The organism is Pseudofrankia inefficax (assembly GCF_000166135.1).
Classification (GTDB): domain Bacteria; phylum Actinomycetota; class Actinomycetes; order Frankiales; family Frankiaceae; genus Pseudofrankia; species Pseudofrankia inefficax.
In genome coordinates, this window is record NC_014666.1 from 4991876 (window position 1) to 5006770 (window position 14895).

Sequence of the window (14895 nt, forward strand, 5' to 3'; positions counted from 1 at the left end):
ACCCGGGCGTGACTGACGTTTCCCTGAAACAGCACGTGGTGAACACCTCGCTCGGCGAGATCGCGGTCGCCGACGTGGGTGAGGGCCCGGTTCTGGTGATGTTGCACGGCGGCGGCCCTGGCGCCTCCGGGGTCGCCAACTTCCACCAGAACCTCGCGGCGCTGGCGGCCGGCTTCCGGGTGCTGCTGCCCGACCAGCCGGGCTTCGGCGGCAGCTACCGGCCGACGGAGGCCGACCTGCGGGCCCGCTCCGTCACCGAGATCGCCGTCGACGCGCTGTTCCAGACCCTCGACGCCCTGGGCGTCGAGCGGTTCCACCTGCTGGGCAACAGCCTCGGCGGCGCCGCGGCGATCGCGATGGCCCAGACCCGGCCGGACCGCGTGGCCGGCCTCGTGCTGATGGCGCCCGGCGGTGGCTGGCTGCCGTTCGGGCCGACTCCGACCGAGGGCCAGAAGGAGATGTTCCGCTACTACAACGGCGGCGGACCGTCGCCCCGGAAGATGGCGAACTTCATCCGCACCATGGTCTTCGACCACAGGCAGTTCGGCGACGACGCCGTGCTGGCGAGGTACGAGGCGTCCCTCGACGAGAGCCACATCGAGTTCTACCACCGCTACAACGCCTCGTTCGCCCAGCGGAACGGCATGGACCCGCTGTGGCGAGACCTCCACAAGATCAAGGCGCCGACGCTGCTGCTGTGGGGACGCGACGACCGCACCATCACCCTCGATGGCGCCCAGCTCATGCTCAAGCAGATCCGCGATGTCCAGCTGCACGTCTTCGGCAACTGCGGCCACTGGGTCCAGATCGAACGCCAACGCGACTTCGACCGCCTCGTGACCGACTTCCTCGCGGCGCTGGCATGACCGACGCGGAGCAGAGCGGCGGACATCCGGCCGGCTGGCTGGAAGGCTACGTCGCGCTCGTGACCGGCGGCGGCTCGGGAATCGGTCGCGCCGTCGCGCACCGGTTCGTCGCCGAAGGCGCGTCCGTCACCATTCTCGGCCGCGACGCCGACCAGCTCACCGAGGCCGTCAAAGCAGCACCGGACCCGTCCCGGATGCACGCCGTCGAGGCGGACACCCGCGACAGCGCGCAGCTGCACCAGGCGGTCGACGACACCGTCTCGAGGTTCGGCAAGCTCGACACCCTCGTTCCGAACGCCGGTATCTGGGACTACCAGCGCCAGCTCACCCGGCTGTCCGGCGAGGATCTCGCCGCGACGTTCGACGAGGTCTTCGCCGTCAACGTCAAGGGCTACCTCCTCGCGGTCGAGGCGGCCTGGCGCGAACTGGTCCGGTCCCGCGGCAGCGTCGTGATGACGCTGTCGAACGCCTCCTTCTACGTCAACGGCGGCGGCCCCATCTACACGGCCAGCAAACACGCCTGCCTCGGGCTGATGCGCGAGCTCGCCTACGAGCTCGCGCCCAAGGTCCGGGTCAACGGCGTCGCCTGCGGGGGCATGAACACCGACCTGCGCGGGCCCGAGGCACTGTCGATGCGGGAGCGCTCGATCGCGGCCTCCTTCGCGAAGAAGGGTCCGAACGCTCCACCCCCCTCGATTCCACTGCACGACTCCAGCACGGACCCGCGCGACTTCACCGCCGCCTACGTACTGCTCGCCTCCCGGGAACAGAGCGGTCCCATGACCGGCCAGGCGATCTCCGTAGATGGCGGCATAGGCGTGCGTGGCTTCGCCACGCCGGCCGGCGGCGACCACCTCTGAAGGAGTTCCTTCCGCCATGAGCCCAGGGCACCCCGCCAACTCCGGGACCCACGTCGACGTCAGTCCGGCCGCGGCGATCCACCGCCACGCCCGGACCCAGCCGGACAGCCTCGCCATCCGCTACGCCGGCGGCGATCTCACCTTCGCCCAGCTCGACGACCGTGCGGCCCGTCTCGCCACGGTGCTGGCCGACGGCGGCGTCAACGCCGGCGACCGAGTCGCCTATCTCGGCCTCAACAGCCCGTCGTTCCTCATCACCCTGCTCGCCGCGCACCGCCTCGGCGCCATCTTCGTCCCGATCAACTTCCGGCTCACCGGACCCGAGCTACACGGCGTCCTGCGGCCCAGCGGCGCCGCGACCATCGTGTGCGAGGAAGGCCACCGGACTGTGCTGGAAGCCGTCCGGGACGGGACGGCGCTGAAACGATTCCTGCTCGTCGACGACGATCCCGAGGTCCCCGCCGCCCCCGTGCCTCCCGAAGGATGGGAAACCTGGAGCGGCTTACTGGCGCGGGCCTTACCCACCGCGCGGATCGCCCTCCGCCGGTTCGACGACCCGGCCGTCATCATGTTCACCTCCGGCACCACCGGCCTGCCAAAAGGCGTCGTTCTCACCCACGGCAACATCTGGTGGAACGCCATCAACGTCGACACCCAGCTCGACACCCGCCGCGGCGACGTCACCCACGCGGTCGCACCGATCTTCCACGTCGGCGCGCTCAACAGCTTCCTCGTCCGCACGCTGGTGCGCGGCGGCACCGTCGTGCTGCGCCGCGCTTTCGACCCGGCTGGGTTCCTCGACGACCTCGTCACCTACCGGGTCAACTCGTTCTTCGCGGTCCCCACGATGCTGGCCGCCCTCGCCCAGCTCCCCGGCGTCTTCGAGACCGACCTGTCCGACCTGCGCGCGATCGTCGTCGCCGGCGCCCCGGTCCCGCCCTCGCTGATCCAGCAGTACGCCGACCACGGCATCTGGCTGCAACAGGCGTGGGGACTCACCGAGACCGCCCCGTTCGCCACCCACCTGCCCGTCGAACGCACGCTCGCCAAACTCGGCTCGGCCGGCATCCCCATGCCTCACACCGAGGTACGGATCGTCGACCCGGCGGCCAACACACCGGTCACGGCGGGGGTCGCGGGCGAGATCGTGGTCCGCGGGCCGAACGTCACGCCCGGGTACTGGAACAACCCGGAGGCCACCAGCGCGGCGTTCGACGACGACGGCTGGTTCCACTCCGGCGACGTCGGCTACCTGGACGACGACGGCTGCCTGTTCATCGTCGACCGGCTCAAAGACATGATCATCAGCGGCGGCGAGAACGTGTACCCGGCGGAGGTCGAACGCGCCCTCGCGGACCTGCCGGGGCTGGTCGACGTCGCGATCGTGGGCGCCGTGGACGAGCGGTGGGGCGAGACCGTCGTCGCCGTCGTCGCCGTCACCCAGGGCTCGGCGATCAGCCTGGCGACCCTTCGCGAGCACGCCGCCACCAGGCTGGCCCGCTACAAGCTGCCACGCCAGCTGAAGGTGGTCGACACCGTGCCCCGCAACGCCACCGGCAAGCTCGACAAGGTCGCTGTGCGACGCCTCCTCGACGCGGGCCCGTGAGGCGACCGCACTGTCTGCGTAAGGTGCGTCCTCCCGCCCTACGCCGCCGGGCGGTGTCACCTCATGCGTCCGTCCCTTCAGCCAACGAGATTCGGCGCGACCGCCGCATGAGAAAGGGAAGATATGAATCCATATTCACCAGGGCGACGGAAGAGATATGGAGCGGTCGCGATCGGCATCACCGCGGTGCTGCTTGGAGTCGCTGCCTGCGGGGGTTCGTCCAAAGCGGGCAGCGGCGGGGCGAACGCCTCCGGCGGGGCGTCGGCCAAGACGACCATCACGGTCGGCGTCTTAGCCGATGTGACCGGAGCGGCCGCCTCTGGGAACAAGTCCAGCATCGATGGCTTCAAGGCGGGCACGTACTACGCCTCGCGTGAGGGCTACACCATCAAGTACATCGTCGCTGACACGGCGACGAACCCGGCCACCACGCTGTCCATGGCGCAGAAGCTGGTCACGCAGGATCACGTGATGGCTGTGCTGGCGCATTCGGGGCTGTTCTTCGCGGCCGCGCCCTATCTTACTGCTCACAACGTCCCGGTGATCGGGTTCGCCGAGGACGGCCGAGAGTGGTTCAGCTCGCCGAACATGTTCTCGATCACCGGGCCGTCGTTGAACGACGAGGTCACGACGACGCTCGGCCAGGTCGCCAAGAAGGTCGGCGTCACGAGCCTCGGGGTGCTCGCCTACGCGGGTGCTCCGGGCTCGCAGGCCGCGGCGAACGAGGCCGCCGCATCGGCGAGGGTCGCGGGCATCAAGGTCGGCTACCAGAACGTGCAGCTGCCGATCGGCACCACCGACGTCGGCCCGCCCACGCTCGCGATGAAGGCCGCCGGTATCGACGGTTTCCTGGCCGCCGTCGACGCGAACACGGCCTTCGTGCTGCTCAAGTCACTGCAGGCTCAGGGCGTGAAGCTCAAGGGCGTGCTACTGCCGACCGGCTATGGCGGTGATCTGGTGCAGGCGGGCCCGGGAGCGTCGCAGATCGCGCAGGGTGCCTACTTCTCCCTGGGTTACGAGCCGGTGGAGATGCAGACGGCTGCCACCAAGCAGTTCGAAAGCGACCTCAAGGCCGCGGGCGTCACCGGTGAACCGACGTTCGCCCAGTACGACGGCTACCTCACCATGGGCCTGCTCGTCCGGACGTTGAAGGCCGCCGGCAGCAGCCCGACGTCGGCGTCGTTGCTGACCGCGCTGCGGGGCATTCACGACTGGGATGGCCTGGGTCTGTTCGGTCCGGGCAAGACCTACGACATCAACCAGAAGAAGATCACCACGGGCGAATGCCTGTTCGTGACCAGGTACGAGGGCAATGCGTTCAAGCCCGTCCAGGGCGCGCTCCCCATCTGCGGCACGCTGACAGACCAGAAGATCAAGCCAGCGGGCTGACACTCGCCGGAGGTCGATCCGACAGCGGCCCGGCCGCCCCGAGAAGGGTGGCCGGGCCGCCGCGGTCCACGGGCCAAGCAGATCGCGCGAGCGACCGTGATCGCCGCCTCCCGGCAAGAGATTTCGTCGCGCAGCGCGGATGGAGGTCTGTACAGGCATCAGCGTAACCAGTCGGCGGGTGCGTCCAGTCTTGCGACGCACCCGCCGGCTGTCCGTTCTGGGCAGCTAGAGCGGCGCCGATTCAGCTTCTTCCATCTTCAACTGGTCGCCGTCCGCGGGCAGGATCGAGCCAGCTTTGATCGCTTCGTCGATACTCTGGTTGAAGCGCGTCAGATAGCCTGCACGCGACCCGTAGAGCTCCCCGAGTTCCCCGGCCCCGAACGGCAGTTCGACGCCGATCAGGTTACGCAGGTAACGCGCGGGGATATAGCGCGCGGTCGGTACGTCAACGTAAGGCGAACGTATTCCGCCCTTGGCGTTGCCAAACTCGTCCGACACGACCGCGTTTTTCGCGATCTCGATCGGTGCCGCGCGCGGCGGGACCACGCCTTTCGTCACCCAGTTCACGAGGTGGACGAAGGCGGCGTGGTTGAAGGGCGCGGACGGAAACTGATTCAGCCGCTCACCGGGCTCCAGGGTGAGGCCGAGCTGAGGAATTCCGTCGACATCGCGCAGACCCCGGGTGGGCAGGTGTGGGCAGGCGGGGACCTGGTAGGAGCGATACCGGTCGTTCGGTGCGTCGCCGTCCGGCCTCGCGGCCACGGCCCCATCCGGGCCGATGACGCCAAACAGAAAGAGGTCGCCCTCGGTGAAGGTATGAACCACCGCGGCGTCGCCACCGGCAACTGGCGTCCAGCCCGGTGCGGCCATCGGCAGGAAACCGTCATAGACCGGCTTGCCATCGGACAGGCGGGCGTTGGGATGGCTGGCCTCGATATAGTTGAGGGTCGCCATGCCCGTCTGCGAGGCGCCGCCCATGATGAGGTGCTCGACCGCGAAGCCGGGAAGTGGGCCGTCCTCCGAGCCCGCCTTCAGCAGCACGCCGACCTGGGTCATGATCTCGTTCGAGATCGCGTCGATCGCGAACAGGGTGCGTGGCGGGTTGGCGTCATCGCCCTGCTGCCAGGCCATCAGCGCGGCGAAGCTCTCCTCGCTCGCCGCCGCGGAGGGAACGTGCAGGCTCGCGTATCGGCTCGGATTGGAGAGTCTGATCGGTCCCTCGACGGCGGCGAGCTGCGAGCCCACCGTGACCCAGGCGTGGCCGTCCGCCAGGATCGTGGGATGGCAGGTCTGCCACAGCCCGAGTGCCCCCTGCACGTGGACGGGTTCGAGCGCGACCAGGCCGGAGAAATCCGCCACTGTGGCCGGCCGACGGATCAACAATGAGGTGGTATAGGGCTGGCCGCCGACCGTGCCCGAGACGAAGAACTCCTCTTCGACGAAGTCGTGGTCCCGTAATAGATCGGACAGCGGCGTCTCGGTCAACCCCACCGGAGACTCCGCGCCGCCGAAAGGCTCGCCGGACTCGGCCGTCACGGGAACTGGTCCCGCCACCTTCACGGCCCCAGACGCATCTTTCGTTGGATTCATCCTCATCCCTTCTGACTTCCCACGCCTGTTGTCAGGCGGGCTCGGTATCGCGGACAGTCGGCGCCGTCACGCGGCACGGTCAGGTATCCGCAGCGCCTGCAGTGACAGTCGGGCGAGCTGCTCGACGGCGACGTCGAGGTCGCAGGTAATGGCCCCGTCGACCAGCCATCGATCGGCGAACCGCTCCACCATGCCGATGAGCGCGAACACGATGACCTGCGGGCTGACTCTGGTCTCGATCAGGCCGCGCACCTGCAGCTGGCGGATCGCCTCGACGTGCCGCACAACGTCAGGGCGCCACGGATCGCGCCACAGCCCGCAGAGCTGGTCGTTCTTGGGCCCGGTCTCGCGGATCACACCGAGAATCCGGGCCCCGTCCTGATAGGACCTCAGGTACCGGCGAATACTCGCGCGCATCCGGTCGGGCAGGTCCTCCAGCGGGTCGGAGTCGAAAGCGACGCCATCCAACGGGGTGCCGAGGCGATCGACCGCAGCCTCGGCGACCTCCAGGAAAACGGTCTCCTTGGAGTCGAAGTAACGATAGAACCCGCCGTGCGCCAGGCCTCCGAGATGCGCGATGTCAGTGACGCGGGAACGCCTGAAGCCGTCGCGCTCGAAGATGATGCGAGCGGCCCTCAGCAGCCGCGTCCGCGTCCGCTGGCGCTCCGCCGACTGCGCGGCGTCCACGCCGCCAGGACCTGGGGGCAGGTCCACTGCCATCGCCATCCCTCTTTGTTCCTTCCAGGTACCAGGCGACCCTGATGATCTTTCCGCACCCCGGACCGCCGCTGGCGCGGCTGGGCCAGCCGTGGTGGCGCCCCGACGACGGCCGCAGCCGTCCCTGGCGACGATCAGGCGGATGACGTGAGGTTCGCGCGAACCATCGGTGGACCGACGGATCATGATCCCCAGAGGGCCCACTGGAGATCATGCTTTTCTTCTTCATGCGTGGAGGCAGGCCGGCCACGGTTCCGGGCCGGCGGCAAACAATGGCCCTGGGGCCCGGCACGCCTTCTGTTAAACGAGAGTTCAGCACGGAGGGTGTGCCAGCGTCAATGGGCAGGTCGTGCGGGACTCCCACGCCATCGCGGCCGCGCCGGGACGATCTTCACCGGGTGCCGGCCTCGGCGAGCACCGGCGACGAGAGGGTTCGCCAGGTTCGTCTCGGGGTGCACGCCCACGACGCCGAGGTGCGGCCCGTCGTTCCGTCAGGTGGAACAACGCATGGCCCCCGCCGCGGACCGCGCCTATACCAGTCACGCCAGGCTTCCGCCTCGCATGCGGCCACCGGCTTGGACCTCCCGGTGCTCGCAGAACCGCGACAGACGGGCCCGCGATGACCACCTCCCCCACCGTCGACGAGTCCGTGATCAGCGCCGCGGCCAGCCGGCTGGCCGTGGCCGAGCGCACCGGCGTGCCGTGTGGCCCGGTCCGAGACCTGCTCGCACCGACGGACGTCGCCGCCGCCTACGCCGTCCAGCGGGTGAACGTCGAGCGCGGCGCGGCCGCCGGACGCCGGATCGTGGGCCGCAAGACCGGGCTGACCTCGAAGGCGGTGCAGCGCCAGCTCGGCGTCGGCCAGCCGGACTTCGGCGCCCTGTTCGCCGACATGTGCGTGGCCGACGGCGACGAGATCCCGGCCGGCCGGCTGCTGCAGCCCAAGGTCGAGGCCGAGGTCGCGCTGGTGCTCGGGGCCGACCTGCCCGACCCCCGCGTCACCGTCGTCGACGTCCTGCGCGCCGTCGAGTTCGCGCTGCCGGCGCTGGAGATCGTCGACAGCCGGGTCGCGGGCTGGGACATCACGATCGTGGACACGATCGCCGACAACGCCTCCTGCGGCCTGTTCGTCCTCGGCGCGACTCCGGCACCGCTCGACCGGGTGGACCTGCGAGCGGTCGAGATGCGGCTGCTGAAGGGCGAGCACCTGGTCTCCCGCGGCACGGGCTCCGACTGTCTCGGCGGTCCGCTCAATGCGGCGGTCTGGCTCGCCGCCACCCTCGCGGCGGCCGGAGACCCGTTGCGGGCGGGCGACGTCGTGTTGACCGGAGCACTCGGCCCAATGATCGCGGCCGGGCCCGGCGACGCCTTCGAGACCGAGATCAGCGGACTGGGCTCGGTGCGGACCCGATTCGCCTCCGAGGCAGCGGAAGGAGAGCAGCGGTGAGCACGGTCAAGGTGGCCGTCATCGGGTCGGGCAACATCGGGACCGACCTGATGATCAAAGTTCTCCGGCTGTCGGAACGCCTGGAGATCACCGCGATGGTCGGCATCGACCCGGACTCCGACGGCCTCGCCCGAGCCCGCCGCCTGAAGGTCTCGACGACGCACGAGGGCATCCACGGCCTGGCGCGGATGGACGAGTTCGCCGACCTGGAGATCGTCTTCGATGCCACCTCGGCGGGTGCGCACCGGCGCAACAACGAGGTCCTGCAGGCCCACGGCAAGCACGTCGTCGACCTCACCCCGGCGGCGATCGGCCCCTATGTCGTCCCGTCGGTGAACCTCGACGCCCACCTGGACGCGCCGAACGTCAACATGGTGACCTGCGGCGGCCAGGCGACGATCCCGATCGTCGCGGCGGTCAACGCCACCAGCCCGGTCCACTATGGCGAGATCGTCGCCTCGATCGCGTCGAGGTCGGCCGGACCCGGCACCCGAGCCAACATCGACGAGTTCACCGAGACGACGTCGGCGGCGATCGAGAAGGTCGGCGGTGCGTCCCGCGGTAAGGCGATCATCGTCCTGAACCCGGCCGAGCCTCCACTGATCATGCGCGACACCGTCTACTGCGTCGTCGGTGACTGTGACGACGCCGCCGTCACCAGGTCCGTCGAGGACATGGTCGCCCGGGTGCAGGCCTACGTTCCCGGCTACGGGCTCAAGCAGAAGGTCCAGTTCGAACGGGTCGCTGACGACGACCCCGTCCGGACGCTCGCGCCGGCCGGCACCGGCACGGTGACCAAGGTGTCGGTGTTCCTCGAGGTCGAGGGCGCCGCCCACTACCTGCCGGCTTACGCCGGCAACCTGGACATCATGACCTCGGCCGCGCTGCGCACCGCGGAACGGATCGCTGAGCGGGCCACGACAGGGATACGCGCCCGATGAACGCCGAGAACGCCGGCGCGGCCGAGGCCACGACGAACGCGCCTGGGACAGCGGCCCCGATCGCACCCTGCGGACCGGAAACAGGCGCCAGTGTCGCCGACGTCCCCGTGACCGCACCGCTCTACATCCAGGACGTGACCCTGCGGGACGGCATGCACGCCATCCGGCATCGCTACACCGTCGCGCAGGCCGCCACGATCGCCCGGCTCCTCGACGAGGCCGGGGTGTCCGCCATCGAGGTCGCGCACGGCGACGGCCTCGCCGGCTCGTCGGTCAACTACGGCGTCGGCGCGCATACCGACTGGGAGTGGATCGAGGCCGTCGTCGGGTCGATGTCCCGCGCCATCCCCACCACTTTGCTGCTGCCGGGCATCGGCACCCTGCACGACCTGCGGCGCGCCCACGAACTGGGCATCCGTTCGGTCCGGATCGCCACCCACTGCACCGAGGCCGACATCTCCGCGCAGCACATCACGGCCGCCCGCGAGCTGGGCCTGGACGTCGCCGGGTTCCTGATGATGTCCCACCTGGCCCCACCGGCCGAACTCGCCCGGCAGGCGAAGCTCATGGAGTCCTACGGCGCGCACTGCGTCTACGTCACCGACTCCGGCGGACGCCTGAGCATGGACGACGTCCGGGCTCGCTTCCGCGCCTATCGCGACCTGCTCGACCCGGCGACGGAGCTGGGCATCCACGCCCACCACAACCTGGGCCTCGGCGTCGCGAACTCGGTCGTCGCGGCCGAGTCCGGCGCCATCCGGATCGACGCGTCTCTCGCCGGCCAGGGCGCGGGCGCCGGCAACTGCCCGCTGGAGGCGTTCATCGCCGTCGCGGACGTGATGGGCTGGAAGCACGGCTGCGACCTGTTCGGCCTGATGGACGGCGCCGACGACGTCGTCCGCCCGCTGCAGGACCGGGCCGTCCGCGTCGACCGGGAGACCCTCACCCTCGGCTACGCCGGCGTCTATTCGTCGTTCCTGCGGCACGCAGAAACCGCCGCCCGCCGCTACGGCCTGGACACCCGGTCGATCCTCGTCGAGGTCGGCCGACGCGGCATGGTCGGCGGCCAGGAAGACATGATCACCGACGTCGCCCTCGACCTCGTCGCCGCACGCCCGCCGCAAGCACCGAGAGGCTGACCGTCATGACCACGAAGACCGACCTTGGTCCGACACCGCGGAACCGCTCTCGGCGTGACCGGCTCGTCGACAGGGGGCTGCGGCGCCTCCTGGGACTGCCGCGCGCGACATCGGACTACACAGTGACCCACGCTGTGCGAATTCCCATGCGAGACGGCGTCGAGCTGGTCGCTGACCACTACGCGCCGAAGGGGACACCAGTAGGAACGCTGTTGGTGCGCGGGCCCTATGGCCGCGGGTTTCCCTCCTCGGCGCTCAGCGGGCGGATCTACGCCGAGCGCGGCTACCACGTGCTCCTGCAGAGCTGCCGGGGCACATTCGGCTCCGGCGGGCGTTTCGACCCCATGGTCCAGGAGATCGACGACGGCGCGGACACGGTCGGCTGGCTCCGCACGCAGCCGTGGTTCACCGGACGGTTCGCGACCGTCGGCCAGTCGTACGTGGGGTTCACCCAGTGGGCGCTGCTCATGGACCCACCACCGGAGCTGGCCGCCGCGGTCATCGACGTGGCCCCGCACGACTTCAGCCTGGCCGCCTATGGCACGGGCGCCTTCGCGCTTCATGACTTCCTCACGTGGAGCGACGTCGTGGCCCACCAGGAGGAGACCAGTCTGCTGTCCATGCTGCTGCACGGCCGCCGCGCCCAGAAACGGATGGCAGCAGCACTGGGCGAGCTGCCCCTGTGCCAGGCAAGCGACGGGATCCTCGAAGGCCGGGCGCCGTGGTACGAGCAATGGCTGTCACGGCCGGATATCAGCGACCCGTACTGGCAACGCATGCGGCTGGGCGACGCCCTCGAACGCTGCCCGGTCCCGGTTCTCCTGCACGGCGGCTGGCAGGACCTGTTCCTGGAACAGACCCTGCACCAGTACGAGGTCCTTCACAGCCGGGGCATCGACGTCGCCCTCACCGTCGGCCCATGGACCCACCTCAGTTCCGCCAAAGCCACCAAGATGATCGCCGCGGACAGCCTGGAATGGCTCGGCGAACACCTCGCCGGCACCCGAAAGCGGACCCGAGACGCACCCGTCCGCATCTTCACCACCGGCGCGGAGACCTGGCGTGATCTCCCCGCATGGCCACCCCCGACGACCGACGTGGCCCTCTACCTAGACTCCGACCGGGCGCTGGTCGACAGCCCACCAGACAAGGAGACCGCACCGTCCAGGTTTACCTACGACCCGAAGGACCCCACCCCGACGATCGGTGGTCGGATCATGGCGCGGGACGCCGGGTATCGCGACGACACCGGGTTGGCGGACCGGACCGACATCCTGACGTTCACGGGTCCGCCACTGACCGATGACCTCGAGGTACTCGGCACGCCCCGGGTCGAGCTGGCGCACAGCACCGACAACCCGCACGCCGACGTGTTCGTCCGGCTGTCCGAGGTCGACCCGAAGGGCCGGTCGCACAACATCAGCGACGGCTACCTGCGCCTCGACCCGGCCAGTCCGGCGACCACCGTGAACCTGGCGCTGGACGCCACGGCGCACCGCTTCCGCGCCGGCAACCGGATCAGGTTGACGATCGGGGGAGGCTCACACCCGCGCTTCAACCGCAATCCAGGGACCGGCGAACCTCCCGCGACCGCGACCCGCCTCGCTACTTCGACACACACCATCGCGCACGACGCGGAACGCAGGTCCGTGCTGTATCTGCCGACGTCGGCCTGAGCCGATGTCTCGCCGCCGGGCGGGCCTCCCAATCCCGCACGGGTCGCTCTTCGTCGCCACGGCGGCTCGGGAGGATCGCGTTGTTCGGGACAAGGATCGACGTGTCCGCGGGTGGCGCCCGAATCCGCGGCGTCCGCATCGGCTCGGGTCCGCCCGTGCTCCTGTTGCACGGCTTCCCTCAGTCGCACCACGCGTGGCACCGGGTATGGCCGGTCCTGGCCGAGACGTACACCGTCGTCGCGTCGGACCTGCGCGGCTATGGCGACTCCCTCGCGTTCGACGACGATTTCAGCTTCCGCGCGATGGCTGACGACCAGCTGACGGTGATGCGCTCGCTCGGCTTTGAGTCGTTCCCCGTCGTCGGTCACGACCGGGGGGCCAGGGTCGCGCAGCGGATGGCGCTGGACCATCCCCACGCGGTCGAATCGGTCGTGCTGCTGGACATCGTGCCCACCGCGGCGGTGTGGTCCGGGATGGACGCCGAGCTCGCGCGGGGCTACTGGCACTGGAGCTTCCTGGCTCAGCCAGGGGGTCTACCGGAGCGGGCGCTCGCCGCGGATCCGATCGGTTTCCTGCACGGCTTTCTCGGCATCGGTGCGTCGATTGGCGTTTTCGCGCCGGAAGCACTCGCGGAATATGAGCGGGCCGCCCTACGGCCGTCCGTCCAGCGCGCGTTCTGCGGCGACTACCGCGCGGCGGCGGGAATCGATCTTGAGCACGACGCGAACAGCCGCCAGGCGCGCCAGCCCGCCCTCGTCCTGTGGGGCGCGCGCGGAATGGTCGGCCGCGGCCCCGACCCGGTCGACGTGTGGCGCGAGGTCTTCCCGAACGTTCACGGACGGCCGCTGGACGCGGGGCATTTCCTGCCGGAGGAGGTGCCCGTTGAGATCGCCCGTGAGATCACGACCTTCCTCAAGGCACGATGACCGCCGCGCGTCCTCGCCGCCGCGGCATTTGAGCGATTGCCAGGCTCCGAAAGGATCTGACATGGGACACGCTGTCGTCTCCTGGCTTGAGCACCATGCCCGGCGAAGCCCCGGCCAGCCGGCGCTGTTGGACCTCCATCGCGGACAGGCACTCGCCTATGGCGAGCTCGCCGGCCGCGTCCGCTCGGTGGCGTGGGCGCTGGCCATGCGGCACGGGATCCGCCAAGGAGACCGGGTGGCGGTGCTGTCCCGCAACGACACGCGCGTCTTCGAGGTCGTGTACGCCTGCGCCCTGCTCGGCGCGATCGTCGTCCCGCTGAACTGGCGGCTCACGCCGGGCGAACTCATCGCCGTCATTCACGACGCCGAGCCCGCGATGCTGCTGCACGAGAGCGCGTCTGCCGAGGCGGCCAGCGAGGTGGCCGCGGCCGGCCGCGTCCCGGCGACCATCGCCTGGGCCAGTGAGCCAGCCGAGGCGGACGGCTACGAGGTCCTCGCGACCGCCACCGTCCCCTCCACCTGGGCGCCGGCGCCCGTCGATGAGGACGCCACCTGGATGATCATCTACACGTCGGGGACGACCGGCCTGCCGAAGGGGGTCCAGGCCACGCACCGCGGCGTCATGGCCAGCATGCAGGGCATCCTGGTCGCCCACCGGGTAGGGGCGGACTCCCGCTGCCTCACTGTGCTTCCGACCTTCCACGTCGCCGGCCTGAACCTGTTCGCCAACCCCGTCCTGTACATGGGCGGCACCGTGCTGGTCGCGCGCACCTTCGACCCGGCGCAGACGCTCGGCCTGCTCACGAACACCGCCACGCCCGTCACCCACTTCTGCGGCGTGCCCGCCAACTACCAGTTCATGGAGCAGTTACCCGGATTCGCCGACGCGGCGCTGCGGCCGTTCGTCGCCGTCGTCGGCGGCTCCCCGGTTCCGTCGGCGCTGGTCGAGAGCTGGGGCAGGCGCGGCGTCGCTCTCACCACCGTCTTCGGGATCACCGAGGCCGGCGCCTGCGTGACGGCGATGCCGCCCGGCCAGGAACTCAGCCACAACGGCACGGTCGGGACACCTCTGCTCTACGCCCGATGCCGCGTACGCACCGCCGACGACCGGCCGTCCGCGCCGGGAGAGACCGGTGAGCTACAGGTATCCGGGCCGCTCGTGACGCCGGGCTACTGGCGGAACCCGGCCGCCACCGCCGAGGCGTTGACCGCCGACGGCTGGCTTCGCACCGGAGACGCGGCTGCCGGGACAGACGACGGCCATTTCGTCCTGGTCGACCGGTGGAAGGACATGTACATCTCCGGCGGCGAGAACGTCTACCCCGCCGAGGTGGAGAACGCCCTGCACGCCCATGCGGCGGTCAGCCAGGCCGCGGTCGTCGGTGCCCCGCACCCACGCTGGGGCGAGGCCGGGGTCGCCTTCGTCGTCCTGGCCCGGGGCGCGGCCGCCACGCCTGACGGGTTGCGTGACTGGTGCCGGGAGCGCCTGGCCGCCTACAAGGTCCCCGCACGGGTGCTGCTGGTCGAGGAGCTTCCGCGCAACGCGACCGGCAAGGTGCTGAAGGGCCCGCTGCGGGAGTTCGCCGGGGACGGTGAGTGATGCCCGTCGACATGGCTGCCCTGATCGCGGACCTCGGCGCGGTGCCCGGCGACCGCGCGCCGTCGCGCTACCGGACGCTGCCGCCGGATCAGACGCCGGCCTGGTTCCGCTCAGCAGCCCAGACAGTGGACCACCGCC

12 protein-coding genes are annotated in these 14895 nt (G+C 70.0%); 10 read left to right on the forward strand and 2 right to left on the reverse strand.

Annotated elements, in window-relative coordinates; all coding sequences use genetic code 11:
• Nucleotides 1-8: 8 nt before the first annotated feature.
• From FRAEUI1C_RS20345 to FRAEUI1C_RS20360, 4 genes are all read left to right on the forward strand, one after another.
• Nucleotides 9-866, forward strand: a complete 858-nt coding sequence (locus FRAEUI1C_RS20345) for an alpha/beta fold hydrolase (RefSeq protein WP_013425219.1) — start codon at nt 9-11, stop codon at nt 864-866.
• Nucleotides 863-1726, forward strand: a complete 864-nt coding sequence (locus FRAEUI1C_RS20350; protein ID WP_013425220.1) for an SDR family NAD(P)-dependent oxidoreductase — start codon at nt 863-865, stop codon at nt 1724-1726. Before FRAEUI1C_RS20345 ends, FRAEUI1C_RS20350 begins: the two co-directional genes overlap by 4 nt.
• Nucleotides 1727-1742: 16 nt before the next feature.
• Complete coding sequence (locus FRAEUI1C_RS20355; protein ID WP_013425221.1) at nt 1743-3332, forward strand: acyl-CoA synthetase; 1590 nt, start codon at nt 1743-1745, stop codon at nt 3330-3332.
• 123 nt (nt 3333-3455) lie between these two features.
• Nucleotides 3456-4721, forward strand: coding sequence for an ABC transporter substrate-binding protein (locus FRAEUI1C_RS20360; protein ID WP_013425222.1), 1266 nt, complete (start codon nt 3456-3458; stop codon nt 4719-4721).
• Nucleotides 4722-4946: 225 nt separating this feature from the next.
• On the opposite strand, the gene FRAEUI1C_RS20365 is transcribed toward FRAEUI1C_RS20360, so the two are convergent.
• The gene (locus FRAEUI1C_RS20365; protein WP_438269974.1) at nt 4947-6317 is read right to left on the reverse strand and encodes an alpha/beta hydrolase domain-containing protein; all 1371 of its coding nucleotides are present in this window, start codon (nt 6315-6317) and stop codon (nt 4947-4949) included.
• A gap of 60 nt (nt 6318-6377) precedes the next feature.
• Nucleotides 6378-7037, reverse strand: coding sequence for a TetR/AcrR family transcriptional regulator (locus FRAEUI1C_RS20370; protein WP_232425063.1), 660 nt, complete (start codon nt 7035-7037; stop codon nt 6378-6380).
• Between the two features lie 610 nt (nt 7038-7647).
• On the opposite strand from FRAEUI1C_RS20370, the gene FRAEUI1C_RS20375 reads away from it, so the two are divergent.
• The 6 genes from FRAEUI1C_RS20375 (at nt 7648) to FRAEUI1C_RS20400 (ending at nt 14757) form a co-directional block, all read left to right on the forward strand.
• Nucleotides 7648-8475, forward strand: a complete 828-nt coding sequence (locus FRAEUI1C_RS20375) for a 2-keto-4-pentenoate hydratase (RefSeq protein WP_013425225.1) — start codon at nt 7648-7650, stop codon at nt 8473-8475.
• Nucleotides 8472-9416, forward strand: coding sequence for an acetaldehyde dehydrogenase (acetylating) (locus FRAEUI1C_RS20380; protein ID WP_013425226.1), 945 nt, complete (start codon nt 8472-8474; stop codon nt 9414-9416). The genes FRAEUI1C_RS20375 and FRAEUI1C_RS20380 overlap by 4 nt, the downstream gene beginning before the upstream one ends.
• Nucleotides 9413-10555 carry a 4-hydroxy-2-oxovalerate aldolase gene (dmpG, locus tag FRAEUI1C_RS20385; protein ID WP_013425227.1) on the forward strand — a complete coding sequence of 381 codons (1143 nt, stop codon included), beginning with the start codon at nt 9413-9415 and terminating at the stop codon, nt 10553-10555. Before FRAEUI1C_RS20380 ends, dmpG begins: the two co-directional genes overlap by 4 nt.
• A 146-nt stretch (nt 10556-10701) precedes the next feature.
• Nucleotides 10702-12231 (forward strand): CocE/NonD family hydrolase, encoded by a 1530-nt coding sequence (locus tag FRAEUI1C_RS20390; RefSeq protein ID WP_198318606.1) that lies wholly within the window; start codon nt 10702-10704, stop codon nt 12229-12231.
• Nucleotides 12232-12332: 101 nt separating this feature from the next.
• Nucleotides 12333-13157, forward strand: a complete 825-nt coding sequence (locus FRAEUI1C_RS20395; protein WP_198318607.1) for an alpha/beta fold hydrolase — start codon at nt 12333-12335, stop codon at nt 13155-13157.
• 61 nt (nt 13158-13218) lie between these two features.
• Nucleotides 13219-14757, forward strand: coding sequence for an AMP-binding protein (locus FRAEUI1C_RS20400; RefSeq protein ID WP_013425230.1), 1539 nt, complete (start codon nt 13219-13221; stop codon nt 14755-14757).
• The last annotated feature ends 138 nt before the right edge of the window (nt 14758-14895 follow it).